Origin of the sequence: Paenibacillus oryzae (genome assembly GCF_001675045.1) — a bacterium.
GTDB classification, from domain to species: Bacteria; Bacillota; Bacilli; order Paenibacillales; family Paenibacillaceae; genus Pristimantibacillus; species Pristimantibacillus oryzae.
This window is the reverse complement of sequence record NZ_LYPA01000020.1, coordinates 15,942-29,788: the sequence shown is the minus strand read 5'-3', so window position 1 is coordinate 29,788 and position 13,847 is coordinate 15,942. Positions and strand designations below refer to the sequence as shown.

Below are 13,847 nucleotides of genomic sequence, written 5' to 3'. Positions count from 1 at the left end.
GTCTCCTTTGCATATCTGGAGTATCTGTTCCGGTGTTAGTTCCATTTCCATCCGCCTCCGCTGCCTAAACGGCTTCTTTAACTCACTCATTCGGCATCGAGGTCTTTAGTTCCTGTTTGTTCCAAAAATTCACTTAGTAGAGCACCTAAGTAGTAACGATTCCTCGTACAAAACAGCACCGCCCGAGTGGTTCCGCAGTGTTTTTGTACGATTCCTCGTACAAAACAGCGCCCGCCCGAGTGGTTCCGCAGTGCTTTTGTACGATTCCTCGTACAAAACAGCTCCAGCCGAAGGTTGTGCAGTACTTTTGTACGATTCCTCGTACAAAACAGCTCCGCCCGAGTGGTTTCGCAGTGTTTTTGTACGATTCCTCGTACAAAACAGCGCCTGCCGAAGGGTTATGTTGCGCTTTTGTACGATTCCTCGTACAAAACAGCACCGCCCGAGTGGTTCCGCAGTGCTTTTGTACGATTCCTCGTACAAAACAGCTCCGCCCGAGTGGTTCCGCAGTGCTTTTGTACGATTCCTCGTACAAAACAGCGTCTGCCGAAGTGGTTCGCAGCACTTTTGTACGATTCCTCGTACAAAACAGCGCCTGCCGAAGGGTTATGTTGCGCTTTTGTACGATTCCTCGTACAAATCGCTAATGACTGCGGGTCAACGCTATTCTTGAAAATAAAGAGCAGCAATATTTACATGAATTGGTTTACACGAATTGGAAATGTGAAATTGGAGCAGCCTGATTCAAGAAGCAGCCGTTATAAATATAAAGGAACCTTCAAAACCACTTCACACAAAAGTGGTTTTGAAGGTTCTTGTTTTATTTGCTTATCCAGGCATCCACTTTGTCTGCGTTAGCTTCTACCCATGCCTTGGCCGCGTCTTCAGGGGAGGCGCCTTCGACGATTTGAATCATAACCTCCGCCATATCGTCGGGAGTCCAGTTAAATGCGTCCAGGAAAGCGTAGGCCTCCGGCTGATCATCTTTTAGACCTGTGCGGACTATCGTATGAATTTGCTCGTCTTGACCGTAAACGCCTTTTGGATCCTCCAAATATTTAAGATCCATTTTGGCAAATTTCCAGTGCGGCGTCCAGCCTGTTACAATTATCGGTTCTTCATTGTTATAGGCTTTTTCAAGCGCTTGGGCCATAGCTGCGGAGGAGCTTTCAAGCAGCGTCCATTTATCCTTCAGCCCGTATTCCTCCAGCACGCTTTCGGTTTTCATCATAAGTCCGGCGCCTGGCTCGATGCCTGTAACGGTATAGTTCAACGTACCGCCGACTTCATCGTTCAAGTCCTCGATGCTGTTAATATTCATGTAGGAAGGAACGACTAGGCCAAGCTTTGTACCATCCAGGTTGGGGCCGAGGTCTTCCAGCTTGCCTTCATTGTCTTTCATGTAGGATTCATGCGTTGTTGGCAGCCAGGCGGCAACCATAGCGTCGGCGCTGCCTTGCGCGATGCCTACCCACATTGGGCCGGCGTCAACCTGAAGCATGTTCACGGTATAGCCCAGCTTGGATTCCAACACCTCTTTGACAACGTTGGTGCTGGCGATTTCGGAGTCCCACGCTACGTAAGCAAGCGTAATTTCCTTTTTGCCGTCTGATTTGCTTCCGCCGTTTTTGCCGCCGCCGTTTCCGTTACCGGAAGCGCAGCCTGCAACCAGAATCAATACCATCAACGATGCCAAAATAACACTAAGTTTGTTCCACTTCATTCTACAAATCACTCCTGAGTTTTATTTTGAAGCTGCTCCATTGGGGAAGAGGGGGATAAGCACCCACGGCCCCTAGGGAGCGCTCAAGATCACTTATCCATGCGATTTTGATTTTTTGATCACCTGCTGAGTCAGTCTGTCCAGAATGATAGCCAAAATAACGATGGCAATACCAGCCTCGAAGCCTACGCCCGTCTTTACTTGCGTAACCGCCCGGTAGACGGTTGCGCCGACGCCTTGCGCGCCGACCATGGATGCGATAACAACCATGGATAACGACAGCATGATTGTCTGATTAACGCCTGCCATTATAGTTGGCAGGGCAATCGGCAGCTGCAGCTTGACGAGCTTTTGTCCCGGTGTTGAGCCAAAAGCGTCAGCCGCTTCAACAAGCTCTGCCGGTACCTGGCGAATGCCAAGATTCGTCAGACGTATGGTCGGCGGGATGGCGAAAATAATAGAGGAGATAACCCCCGGAACAACGCCAAGATTAAAAAAGGTAATCGCGGGAAGCAAATAAACGAAAGCCGGCATCGTTTGCATAAAATCCAGCACGGGCGTTACGATTTTTTGCAGCTTGCCCGATCTGGCGCATAAAATGCCAAGCGGAATACCAATCAGGATGGAAATAAAGGCGGCTGTTAAAACCAGCGCCAGCGTTTGCATCGTTTGATTCCACAACCCGAGATTGTCGATCAGCAGCAGTCCAACGATGGTGAACACGCCCATGCGCCATTTGCCAATATACCAGGCAATAGCGGTAAACAATATAATGACGGCGATTGGAGGCAGCCAGATCAAGGCGTTGTTCAGCCCTTTGACGATTCCTCCGATAACAAATGAAATGAAGGAAAATAACGGCCAAAGATTATCGCCCATCCAATCCTGAAGCCATTCGACCCAATCCGCCAGGGGCAGCTTAGGCAGTCCCATGAGCCGCACCTCCATTCTGAGGGCTGTTATCGCCATTATCGCCATTGCTGCCGCCAGCCAATGCTGCAAGAACGGCGCCTTTGATGACGACGCCTTTCAGGCGGCGATTGTCTCCGATGACAGCCACTGGCAGTCTGGAATTGCCCATTAATTCAAATAATTCATTAAGCAAAGTATCCGGATGCGTCGTAGGGATATCTGTTTGCAGCACATCCACCAGCTTGAGGTTTTCCTTAACGGCGCGCGATGCATCCTCTGCGCTTACAAGGCCGAGCAGATGCATCGATTTGTCGACCACATACAGGCTGGACACGCCGCGATCACGCATAAATTGAAGCGCAACGCGCGGACCACGATCCGTCGTGACGGTTTCCGCCTTGTCCATAGCATGGGATGCCGTAAGCACCTTGGACAAATCGACATCTTCAACGAAGCGTTCAACATAGCGGTTAGCCGGCTGCATCAATATGTCCTCCGGCGTTCCGATTTGCACAATGCTGCCATCCTTCATCAAGGCGATAACATCGCCGATGCGCAGCGCTTCATCCAGATCATGGGTAATGAATACAATCGTTTTTTTCATTTTGGACTGAAGCTCCAGCAATTCATCCTGCATATCCTTGCGAATGAGCGGATCAAGCGCGCTGAACGCCTCGTCCATCAGCAGGATGTCGGGATCGCTAGCCAGTCCGCGGGCAAGGCCAACCCTCTGCTGCATGCCGCCGCTTAATTGGTCGGGATAGCTGTTTTCCCAGCCCTTTAAGCCAACCAGCTCTAATGAACGCATTGCCATTTCCCGGCGTTCCTTTTTGGCGATGCCCTGCACCTCAAGCCCGTATTCCACGTTTTGAATGACGGTGCGGTGCGGAAACAAAGCAAACTTTTGAAAAACCATTCCGATATTTTTCCGTCGGAACTGCCGGAGCTTCTCCGGCGACATCTTCGTAACATCCTGGCCTTGGAACAGCAGCGTACCTCCGGTTGGCTCGATCAGACGGTTAAGCAGTCGAACCAGCGTCGATTTTCCGCTGCCGGATAAGCCCATGATTACAAATATTTGACCTTCTTCTATGGTGAAATCAGCTTGATTTACGCCAATGGTCAATTTTGCTTCGGCGAGAAGCTTTTCTTTTGTCCAGCCTTGTTTCAATAGCGGCATACCCCGCTTGGCGTCTTGACCAAATAGCTTGGTCAGCCCTTTAGCTTCTATCATCGCCATGGTGTTGCCTCCTTCCGTACCTCTCGTAAAAAATCCACTCCCTAAGTGTAGTTGGATAACTTTGTAACGGTCAAAGCGCGTGAGCGTCCGTATAGTCTGTACAGTTTTAACTTTACAAACTTAACGTACCGTATACTCTTGATAACTCCCTTTTTCGCCCTGAGAGTGTTCTTTACATAGTTGGGGCGTTTGCTTACAATAGCGATAGTACTTGGTGAAGGACCTTTTGAACACGTACTGAAAGGTGGCGGCCACTCCTCAGGAGGGATGACATGAACGAACTGGCGGAATTAAGCGATGAACAACGCGCCTTGCTGCTGCAAATGCGCAGACGCGTGGTGGAATCAATCGGCAAAAACATGGATTTATACGGGATTACTTTGTCCATTGGTCATTTATATGGAAATATGTATTTTAACCGTGAACCGGTTACGCTTGACGAAATGAGCGAAACAATGGGTATGAGCAAAACGTCAATGAGCACCGGCATGCGTACCCTGTACGATTTGAAAATGATCAATAAAGTGTGGGGAAAAGGCTCACGGAAGGATTTGTACGAGGTTGAATCGGATTGGCACCAGAATTTTGCCGATTTCTTTTCAATAAAATGGCGCAAGGCTGTTGAGCAAAACATGAGCGCATTAAACAGGAGCATGAAAGAAATTGGAGTCTTGCTGGAGCGTTTTAGCGATGATTTGGCAATGGTTAAGCTGCTGCAAAGCGACCAGGAAAAAATAAATGACGCGCTTGCCTATTATAAATGGCTGGACAGGCTGATCGACAGCTTTGAATCTGGCGAAATTTACAACTTTATACCCAAGGAAGAGCCGAACTAATAAAAGCGCCGCAAAGAAGAGCCTAACCAACCAAGCGCCACAAATGAAAAAGCGCCGGAAAAAAGAGCCTAGCTACCAAAGCGCCAAAAATGAAAAGCGGCGGATTGCAAATCAAAAACTCACAAAGCGGCGCTTTGGCTATAGGCGGATGATAATATGGGGCAGTGTCGGCAGCTCGATGTATGTTGAGAATTGGGGCTATCAGTGGGTCAGTGGGTCGGCGGATGTTGATATTGAGCACTGTAGTGGATTGGTTAATGTTGATATTGTGCACTATAGTGGATCGGTTAATGTTGATATTGGGCAGCGGTCATATTTGACCGTTAAACGGTGAAAAAAAGGGGATTCTTATTCCTTACGGTCAACGACGTCCATTACAGCTCGAAAAAAGCGAAATATGCTCCTCAAAACAAGAGTGACGGCCAAATCTGACCGTTACTTTTTTGTTTTCAGCTAAAACTGCCTTCTAACGGACGGAAATGTCCGACTAAGTTGGATTCTGCTGCATTAAGCTAGTATGGCTGGCAACCGGATGGGTGTTTCTAGCAGGCGCACAGGTCTAAACATTGCACAGGTCTAAACATAATGAGAAAATAAGCGGAGAGGAATAGAGGGGCGTCATTCTGCTGGTGGGCTCCATATAAAAAAAGTGCCCGGATCAGGGCACTTTTTATATGAATACGCTGCTCCCCAGTGGCCTGATCCTCTGGCTTGATCGAAGTCCTATCCTCTGGCTTGATCGGAGCCTGATCCTGTGGCTTGATCTGAGACTGATTCGGCGGCTTGGTCAGAGACTGGGGCCGCTTGGCCGGTAGACTATCCCTAATGCGGCAAGCTAACGCTTTCGGTATTGAATGGGGGACATGCCGGTTATTTTTTTGAATGCGGTGCTAAAATAATGCTGGGTTTCGTAGCCGGCCTGCTGCGAAATTTCCTGAATGGTCATGTCGCTGCCCTGCAGCAGCTCAATCGCCGTTTTCATGCGGGTATACGTAAGATGGCCGATAAATGAGCGGCCTGTTTCCTGCTTGAACAGCCGGCTGAGATAAACAGGGGAGACGTTTAAAACGCGCGCCGCCTGCTCCAGCGATAAACGCTGATCCTTATGGTTGGCAGCAATCCATTCCTTGGCCTGCTTGATAAGCGGCGAAAGCTTCAGCTCCCGCTGTATGGAGGCTTTGGCTTGCTGGTAAACGAAATGGATACCGTCCATGTCCTCACCGTTATACGCAAGACCGGAGTGGATGCGAATATTCAAGAAGGACTGCACCGACTGTTTAATATGCTCCAGCAGCTTCGCCGAAGGCGCATGCTGGAGCATAAAGACAAGATAACCGTCGTAATCCCGGAAATGGATGCAGCCTTCTTCGCCGTTCCTTTCTTGCGCAAAACATTCCAAAGCGATATTTTCAATAGCAAACAAAAGCAATTGGCGATCCCGCTGGGAATAAAGCATTTCGCCGCTGGCAAGCTCAGGCCACAGAATCACGCATACAGCAGACAGGCTGCTTTGCGGCAAGTCAAGAAACAGCAGCTGCTCGCGGATTTCATCCAAGCTAAGCTCGCCGCTCATCCATTCCAGACAAAAGCGGTCGCGCAGCAAATCAATATGCTTTTCGATTTGGCGAGATGCCGATTGCAGCAGCTTTTTTTGTGTATAATCATTGTCCAGCTTGGCAATAACCGATGCCAGCACCTGATTTAAATTGTCCGGATTAATCGGCTTGAGAATATAGCCCGCAACCTCGAATTTAATCGCTTCCTGGGCGTAGGCGAATTCATCATGGCCCGTGATGATGACCATTTTGCACGCTGGCAGCTTCTCCCGAATATGGCGAATAAGCGTCAAGCCATTCATGATAGGCATGCTAAGGTCGACCAGCACGATATCTGCCGATTGCGCCAAAGCCAATTCAAGCGCCTCTTGGCCGTCCTCGGCTTCGCCGGCAGGAACCAGATTTAATTCATCCCATTGGATGACGGAATGGATTCCTTCCCGAATAATGACTTCATCATCTGCAATAACGACCTTCCATTTGCCGTTTATGTGCCATCCCTCCCCCGGGCCTTTAATACAGGATGCCTCAGCGTAACGGTTGTGCCGCTGCCCGCTGCGCTGTCCACCGAAATACCGTACGCCATACCGAAGCCAAGCTGCATTCTTTCCTGGACATTCCGTAGCCCGTACCCGATGCGGCTGCCGTTTAACGTTAGCTCCTCGCTTCCAATGGACTCTTCCCGGTCATCCAGCGGCAGAATCAAGCTTTGCCTCAAATGCTGGAGCTTTTCTTCCGTCATGCCTGCGCCGTCATCCTCGATAACAAGCATCAGATACCCTCCCAGAATGGTGACCCGAATGCCGATAAAGCCGGGACCGCGCCGCTCCTTGATGCCGTGATAAATGGCATTTTCGACAACAGGCTGCAGGATCAGCTTCAGTACTGTGAGATTCCTGCAATTATCGTCCATATGAATGCTGTAATTCAACTTGTCTTTATATCTTGTTTTCTGGATTTTCAAATAGTTGCCGATATGATCCAGCTCATCCTCCAGCGGAATAAGCTCTTGACCTTTGCTTAAGCCCAAGCGGAACAGCTTGGACAAAGCCTCGACCATTTCAGTCGCTTCCCGGGCTCCGTCCTTGCGCGCAAGCCATTGGATCGTATCCAGCGTATTGTACAGAAAATGCGGCTGGATATGGGCTTGCAGGCTTCTAAGCTCGGCCTCCCGTTTTTTGCGCTGCTCCAGCTCCACCTGGCTTAAGAGGCGGTTGATCTGGATCAGCATTTTGTTGAAGCTGCGTCCCAACAGCCCGATTTCGTCGGAGCGTTCGCCGCTCATGCGCAAACTCATGTTGCCCTCCTCAACCTTGCGAACCACAGAGGCAAGCTGAGTGATGGGGCGTGATATCGAATTGGACAAAAAGTAAGACGCTGTAATGCCCAGCATGCAGACGACAAAAACGAATAAAACCAGATATAAATTAATATCCTTGATTTCCTGCAGCATATCCTGAAGAGGGAAAACGCCTACGGTCGTCCAGTTGGTAAAGGATGATTTTTGATAAATAAACTGGAGCTTTTCGCCATTTACTTCACGGGCCAGCATATTAGTGGCATTCGCGGACATTGCTTCGGATAACGGCTTGCCGATCGTTACGGCATGTCCCGGCGCATAGATGGAGTTTCCTTGTTCGTCGATAACGACCAGATACCCGCGTTTGCCCAGCTTGACGTCGCGCACCGTTTCGGCGATAGCTCTAAGCTTGAGGTCGATGATGACGACCCCTTTATTGGCGCCTGTTTCAGGGTCCTGAATAGCCCGGACGACGGAAATCAGCTCATTTTCCTTATAGTTGGCATGAGTAATGACATTGCGGTTGACCGGTCTGCCGATCATTTTGAAAATGCCCCTGGCCGCTACTGCTTCGCGATACCAATATTCTTCCGTCAGATTGCTGCTGCCTCTCGCGTACATTTCATTGCTCAAATAATGGCCGTCGGCGCTGACGACCATAATGCCTGCAATTTCGGAATATAGCGTCGTAAAGCCCTGCAGAAATTTGAAAACGCGATATCGGTCTTCGTCCCTTGTGATGGAGAGATGCCCCTCGCTCAAAAACGTCTGGACCTCCGGGTTCATCGCAACAAAATAGGACACATTCTGAATGTTGGCCGTATGCGCGTCCAGCGATTTGTTCACATTGCCTATGAGCTGAAGCGTCTGCTGGTTGGCTTGCTTTTCCAGCATATTGCTTACGGTCAATGAAAATAAAAAGGTGATACATAGCGAGGGCAGGATGCTAATCAGCAAAAAGTGGACTATCAGCTTGTTGCGTATCGGCCAGTTGTTAAGTTGCAGTCTCTCCCGCAGCATCACGGTTATATTCGGCATCATGGACATTCCCTCATTTGGCGTAAAAATGATCGACGTTATCGACGGTCACAACCGTTACGCCAGTATCGACGTAATTCGGAACGGGCGAAACATTGGCGCCTCTCCAGTCTGGCATCGGCTCTACGAGCTGATGGTTCAGGTGAAACAGCTGCATGAGCGACCAATATCCCATGCTCCAGGTGCCCTGGGCGATTGTTGCCGAAACGGTGCCGCTTTTGATCATATCCAGCGTGCCCTTATCGGTATCGAAGCAAATGACGGTCAGCTTGCCCTGCAGTCCGGCCGCATAAACGGCGTTGCCTACGCCAACGCCGCCGCTGGCTTCCGTAACAAATATGCCGCTCAAATTGGAATAACCCGAAATCATATCCAGCGTTTTTTGCTCCGACACAAGCTGGTCGCCCTTGCCGTCCTCGATAGCGACAAGCTCCATATCGGGAAATTCGCGTTCAATCGTTTCCTTAAAGCCCTTTGTCCGCTGCTGATGATTCAACTGATTGGGATGCGTAATAATGCCGAATTGCCCTTTGCCGCCCGACATGGCGGCCATTTGCCTCGCTGCCGTAACGCCTGCTTCATAATTGTTTGTGCCGATAAATGAATAAGCCTTGCTGTCCGGCGCGTCCGCATCGAACATAACGACGGGGATGCCGGCTTCAACCGCCTTCTGGATCGCATCGTTAAGCACCTCGGAGTCGATGGCGCTGACGGCAATTCCCGCAGGCTTGCGGGCGATGACCTGCTCCAGCACGATAACTTCCTCCTGGGCGCCGTATTGGGTCGCCCCCCGGTATTCCACGGAAACGTTTAGCGTTTCGGCTGCATCCTCAAAGCCCTTCAGCACGTTTTTCCAATAATCAATGCCGCTTAAAAAATTGACCATGACGTATTTTTCATCCAGACCGCCCCGCAAGCCGGCTTCCTGCTCATTGTACATCGTATCATTGCCTCGAAAGTGGGCCACATACAAATAAGCAAGCAGCGTCATTATAAGAATGAAATACAGGAGAAGAAGCTTTTTCATACGTGGTCCTCCGGCCAGATATTGGATTGTAACCGTTTTAATGTACTCTTTTTAAAGCTAGTATAGCATACCGATTTAGACCGATTCAGGAGGATTTATTTTTGTTGTAGATATCAAAAGCTACGGCCAGCAGGAGCACAAGACCTTTGATGCCTTGCTGATAATCAATGCCAAGGCCAACCAGCGACATGCCGTTGTTCATGACGCCCATGACGAGGCCGCCTACGATAGCGCCGATAACCGTGCCAACGCCTCCGGTTGCGGATGCGCCGCCGATAAAGGCTGCGGCTATGGCGTCCAGCTCAAAGTTGACGCCCGCCTTCGGGGTCGCGGCATTTAATCGGGCCGCAAATACTAGCCCGGCCAGCGCGGCCATTACGCCCATGTTGACGAAAACCCAAAAAGTCATTTTTTTCGTTTTGATGCCCGACAGGCGGGCGGCTTTTTCGTTGCCGCCAAGCGCGTAAATATGACGGCCCATAATGGTGCGGCGCATGATGAATGTATAGAAAACGATGAGCGCAAACAGAAGCACGAATATATTGGGCAGCCCTTTATAGGACGCTAGCAAAAAGGCAAAATAATTCAGGATCGCTACCAGCACCGCAAGCTTGACGATCATGAAAACAGGGGGCAGCACCTCCAGCTTGTAGCGCTGGTCGAGCAGCCGCTTGCGCCAGTCCATCACAATCAACAGAAGCGAGAGGCCAATCCCGATCAGAATCGTGACATAATGAAGGCTGCCGCCGCCAAAGGTTGGAAGGAAGCCCGTGCTGATCGCGCGAAAGCCGTCAGGAAACGGAGCCACCGATTTTCCGTCCAGCACCAGCATGGTCAAACCTCGGAACAGAAGCATGCCGGCTAACGTGACTATAAAGGATGGGATTCGCACGTAAGCGATCCAGAAGCCGTGCCAAGCTCCGACAGCCGCTCCGATTAACAGCGACAAAATAATGGCTAAACTGAAATGGATGTTGAGATTGACCATCATAATGGCGGATACGGCGCCTACAAAGGCGGCAACGGAGCCTACCGACAAATCGATATGCCCGGTTATGATGACAAGCAGCATACCTATGGCCAAGATGAGAATGTAGCTGTTTTGCAGCACCAGATTGGTAATGTTGAGCGGCCTTAACAAGGTTCCATCCGTTATGATCTCAAAAAACAGCATGATCAGCGCTAACGCAATAAACATGCCATATTGTCTGATATTGCTTCGAAATAGTTTTTTCACCGAATCCAGCATCGGCTAATCCCGTCCTCTCGTCATGTATTTCATCAGAAGCTCCTGCGTGGCTTCTTCCCTCGCGACCTCGCCGGTTATTCGTCCTTCATTCATGACGTAGATCCGGTCGCACATGCCAAGAAGCTCGGGCAGCTCCGAAGAAATCATAAGCACGCTTTTGCCTTGGGATGCCGCATCGTGAATGATGGAATAGATTTCAAACTTGGCGCCAACGTCGATGCCGCGCGTTGGTTCATCCAGAATCAGCAGCTCCGGCTCGGTAAATATCCATTTGCTAAGCACAACCTTTTGCTGATTGCCGCCGCTTAGATTGCCTGTTTTCTGATGAACGCTAGGCGTCTTGATCGCCATTTTTTCCCGGTAACGCTCCGCCTCCACCAGCTCCTGATGGTCGTTTACCAAATAGCGGCGCGATATGCTGGAGAGGTTGGCAAGCGAGATATTGCTTTTGATATCCTGCATAAGAATCAAGCCGTATTCCTTGCGGTCCTCGGTTACGTAGGCAATGCCGGCTTCAATCGCGGCAGAAATGGTAGGCACCTTGATAGGAGTACCGTTTTTGAGAATCGTCCCGCTGATTTTCTGGCCGTAGCTTTTTCCAAAAAGACTCATCGCCAATTCTGTTCTGCCTGCACCCATCAAACCTGCAATGCCAACGATTTCTCCCTTGCGGACGTTCAGGCTGGCGCTGTCCACCATGATGCGTTCACTTTGCACCGGATGGTAAACGGTCCAATCCTTGATTTCAAAACCAATATCCCCGATTGTTGGGGTACGGAGAGGATAACGATGCGTCAAGTCCCGCCCAACCATGCCTTGAATGATCCGTTCCTCCGTAATGGTTTCCTCATGAACGTTTAAGGTTTCGATTGTTTTTCCGTCCCGCAATATGGTGATGGAATCCGCCACCTTCATTATTTCATTCAGCTTGTGGGATATAATGATGGAGGTAATGCCTTGCCCCTTGAACGACAGCAGAAGGCGCAGCAGGTTTTCGCTGTCCTCTTCATTTAATGCGGCAGTTGGTTCGTCCAAAATAAGCAGCTTTACTTCCTTTGACAACGCTTTGGCGATTTCCACAAGCTGCTGCTTGCCTACGCCAAGCGAGCCGGCCTTGACGGAGGGTTTTTCGTCCAGCCCGACCGTCTTCAGCAGCTCTCTTGTTTCCAGCTCTGTTTTGTACCAGTCGATAATGCCGCGTTTGGACCGTTCATTGCCCAAAAAAATGTTTTCGGCTACGGAAAGCTGCGGAATAAGAGCCAGCTCTTGATGGATGATGACGATGCCTTTTTTTTCGCTGTCGGAAATGGTGCGAAATCGGCAGGTTTCGCCCTTGAACAGAATATCGCCTTCATAGGCGCCAAACTCGTATACGCCGGACAGCACCTTCATCAAGGTTGATTTTCCTGCACCGTTTTCGCCCATAAGGGCATGGATTTCACCTTCTTTAACCTTCAAATTAACGTTTTCCAGCGCTTTTACGCCGGGAAAGGTTTTGGTAATCGCCTGCATTTCCAGTAGGTTTGATGCCATGGTCTACCCGCTCCTTGATAGAGGTTGTTCAAAAAACGAACTTTTTGAACACATACTAATAGCGCTTTGCAGGGATAAACAAATGATTCGGCGTGTTTCAGCGCCAAATCATTTGTCGATTCCCTCTTTAAATTCCTCTTACAATCGCACATTCATTTGCTAAGCGGGTCTATTTCAAATCGCTTTCCTTGTAGTAGCCGGAATCCACCAAAATCTCCTTGTAGTTGCTGATGTCGACCGATACGGGCTCCAGCAGGAAGGAAGGGACGACCTTAACGCCGTTATCGTACGTTTTTGTATCGTTGATTTGCGGCTCCTTGTTTTCCAGAACGGCTTCTGCCATGCTGGCCGCCACTTTGGCTAATTCACGCGTATCCTTGAAAATAGTGGATGTTTGCTCTCCGGCAATAATGGATTTGACGGATGCAAGCTCCGCGTCCTGACCGCTGATGACCGGCATTGGTTTGTCGGATGAGCCGTAGCCAACGCCTTTTAATGAAGAAATAATGCCGATGCTGATGCCGTCGTACGGCGACAATACCGCGTGCACGTCCTCTGTGGTGTAGTTGGCGCTTAGCAGGTTATCCATGCGTGCTTGAGCGGTTGCTCCGTCCCACCGCAGCGTTGCAACCTGCTCCATCGACGTTTGTCCGCTTTTGACCACAAGCTTGCCGCTGTCGATATGAGGCTGAATGACGCTCATGGCGCCATTGAAGAAGAAGTAAGCATTGTTGTCATCGGGAGAACCGGCAAACAGCTCGATGTTAAATGGGCCTTTACCGTCCTCAACGCCCAGCTTGTCGACCAGGTAGGAGGCTTGCAGCACGCCAACCTTGAAGTTATCGAAGGTGGCGTAATAGCTGACATGCTCCGAATTTCGGATCAGCCGGTCGTAAGCGATTACAGAAATGTTTTCGTCTGCGGCTTTCTGCAGTACATCCGTCAGCGATTCGCCGTCGATTGCGGCGATGACGAGTACGTCTGCGCCTTTTGTTATCATATTTTCGATCTGGGATACTTGGTTTTCGATAATGTCTTCCGCGTATTGCAGGTCGACCGAATAACCCAGCTCCTCAAAAACCTTCTTCATATTTGCGCCGTCGTTGACCCAGCGCTCCGATGATTTGGTTGGCATTGCAATGCCGATACTGCCTTTTCCGCCTGCGGAGCCTCCCGAGCCGTCAGAGCCTCCCGAACCCGAACCTCCGGTTCCGCCATTTCCTGAACCTCCATTCCCGCTATTGCCCGAGCATGCGGCCAGCGCAAAAACAAGCAAAATGGTTAACAAACTGCTCCACATCGATTTTTTCATTTTCCGAAAACCCCTCTTCCTATAAAATGTAATGAATTGGAATTGCACCTTTATTGTAGCTAGGGGAGAGGGGAGCTGTATTTCGACTGGATTGACCAGTTTTTATAAAATTTTAACTATG

11 protein-coding genes are annotated in these 13,847 nt (G+C 49.9%); 2 read left to right on the top strand and 9 right to left on the bottom strand.

The window, feature by feature from the left end; translation table 11 throughout:
* Nucleotides 1–820: 820 nt before the first annotated feature.
* From A7K91_RS00635 to A7K91_RS00625, 3 genes are all read right to left on the bottom strand, one after another.
* Nucleotides 821–1,723, bottom strand: a complete 903-nt coding sequence (locus tag A7K91_RS00635; protein ID WP_068678634.1) for a glycine betaine ABC transporter substrate-binding protein — start codon at nt 1,721–1,723, stop codon at nt 821–823.
* Between the two features lie 93 nt (nt 1,724–1,816).
* A complete protein-coding gene (locus tag A7K91_RS00630) occupies nt 1,817–2,656 on the bottom strand; it encodes an ABC transporter permease (RefSeq protein ID WP_068678632.1) in 840 nt (279 codons plus the stop codon).
* Nucleotides 2,643–3,875 carry a quaternary amine ABC transporter ATP-binding protein gene (locus A7K91_RS00625; protein WP_068678630.1) on the bottom strand — a complete coding sequence of 411 codons (1,233 nt, stop codon included), beginning with the start codon at nt 3,873–3,875 and terminating at the stop codon, nt 2,643–2,645. The genes A7K91_RS00630 and A7K91_RS00625 overlap by 14 nt, the downstream gene beginning before the upstream one ends.
* 272 nt (nt 3,876–4,147) lie before the next feature.
* Here A7K91_RS00625 and A7K91_RS00620 point away from each other — a divergent pair, with 272 nt between their 5' ends.
* Nucleotides 4,148–4,711 (top strand): GbsR/MarR family transcriptional regulator, encoded by a 564-nt coding sequence (locus A7K91_RS00620; protein WP_068678627.1) that lies wholly within the window; start codon nt 4,148–4,150, stop codon nt 4,709–4,711.
* Nucleotides 4,662–5,045 carry a hypothetical protein gene (locus A7K91_RS00615; protein WP_156739214.1) on the top strand — a complete coding sequence of 128 codons (384 nt, stop codon included), beginning with the start codon at nt 4,662–4,664 and terminating at the stop codon, nt 5,043–5,045. Before A7K91_RS00620 ends, A7K91_RS00615 begins: the two co-directional genes overlap by 50 nt.
* A gap of 501 nt (nt 5,046–5,546) precedes the next feature.
* Here the strand turns inward: A7K91_RS00615 and A7K91_RS00610 are convergent.
* The 6 genes from A7K91_RS00610 to chvE form a co-directional block, all read right to left on the bottom strand.
* The gene (locus tag A7K91_RS00610) at nt 5,547–6,734 is read right to left on the bottom strand and encodes a response regulator (RefSeq protein WP_281198596.1); all 1,188 of its coding nucleotides are present in this window, start codon (nt 6,732–6,734) and stop codon (nt 5,547–5,549) included.
* Between the two features lie 20 nt (nt 6,735–6,754).
* The gene (locus A7K91_RS00605; RefSeq protein WP_342671720.1) at nt 6,755–8,608 is read right to left on the bottom strand and encodes a cache domain-containing sensor histidine kinase; all 1,854 of its coding nucleotides are present in this window, start codon (nt 8,606–8,608) and stop codon (nt 6,755–6,757) included.
* Nucleotides 8,609–8,618: 10 nt separating this feature from the next.
* Entirely contained in the window at nt 8,619–9,632 is a 1,014-nt protein-coding gene (locus tag A7K91_RS00600; protein ID WP_068678621.1) for a substrate-binding domain-containing protein, read from the bottom strand.
* Nucleotides 9,633–9,717: 85 nt separating this feature from the next.
* Nucleotides 9,718–10,881 carry a multiple monosaccharide ABC transporter permease gene (gene mmsB / locus A7K91_RS00595; RefSeq protein WP_211274488.1) on the bottom strand — a complete coding sequence of 388 codons (1,164 nt, stop codon included), beginning with the start codon at nt 10,879–10,881 and terminating at the stop codon, nt 9,718–9,720.
* A gap of 3 nt (nt 10,882–10,884) precedes the next feature.
* On the bottom strand, nt 10,885–12,414 hold the full coding sequence (mmsA, locus tag A7K91_RS00590) for a multiple monosaccharide ABC transporter ATP-binding protein (RefSeq protein WP_068678620.1): 1,530 nt from the start codon (nt 12,412–12,414) through the stop codon (nt 10,885–10,887).
* Between the two features lie 169 nt (nt 12,415–12,583).
* Entirely contained in the window at nt 12,584–13,726 is a 1,143-nt protein-coding gene (chvE, locus tag A7K91_RS00585) for a multiple monosaccharide ABC transporter substrate-binding protein (protein WP_068678618.1), read from the bottom strand.
* Between the last annotated feature and the right edge of the window lie 121 nt (nt 13,727–13,847).

Bases quoted from the DNA above. Each gene is read 5' to 3' on its own strand.
- A7K91_RS00625 (WP_068678630.1), bottom strand. From the start codon at position 3,875: ATGGCGATGATAGAAGCTAAAGGGCTGACCAAGCTATTTGGTCAAGAC.
- A7K91_RS00600 (WP_068678621.1), bottom strand. From the start codon at position 9,632: ATGAAAAAGCTTCTTCTCCTGTATTTCATTCTTATAATGACGCTGCTT.
- chvE (WP_068678618.1), bottom strand. From the start codon at position 13,726: ATGAAAAAATCGATGTGGAGCAGTTTGTTAACCATTTTGCTTGTTTTT.
- A7K91_RS00605 (WP_342671720.1), bottom strand. From the start codon at position 8,608: ATGATGCCGAATATAACCGTGATGCTGCGGGAGAGACTGCAACTTAAC.
- mmsB (WP_211274488.1), bottom strand. From the start codon at position 10,881: ATGCTGGATTCGGTGAAAAAACTATTTCGAAGCAATATCAGACAATAT.
- A7K91_RS00635 (WP_068678634.1), bottom strand. From the start codon at position 1,723: ATGAAGTGGAACAAACTTAGTGTTATTTTGGCATCGTTGATGGTATTG.
- mmsA (WP_068678620.1), bottom strand. From the start codon at position 12,414: ATGGCATCAAACCTACTGGAAATGCAGGCGATTACCAAAACCTTTCCC.
- A7K91_RS00630 (WP_068678632.1), bottom strand. From the start codon at position 2,656: ATGGGACTGCCTAAGCTGCCCCTGGCGGATTGGGTCGAATGGCTTCAG.
- A7K91_RS00620 (WP_068678627.1), top strand. From the start codon at position 4,148: ATGAACGAACTGGCGGAATTAAGCGATGAACAACGCGCCTTGCTGCTG.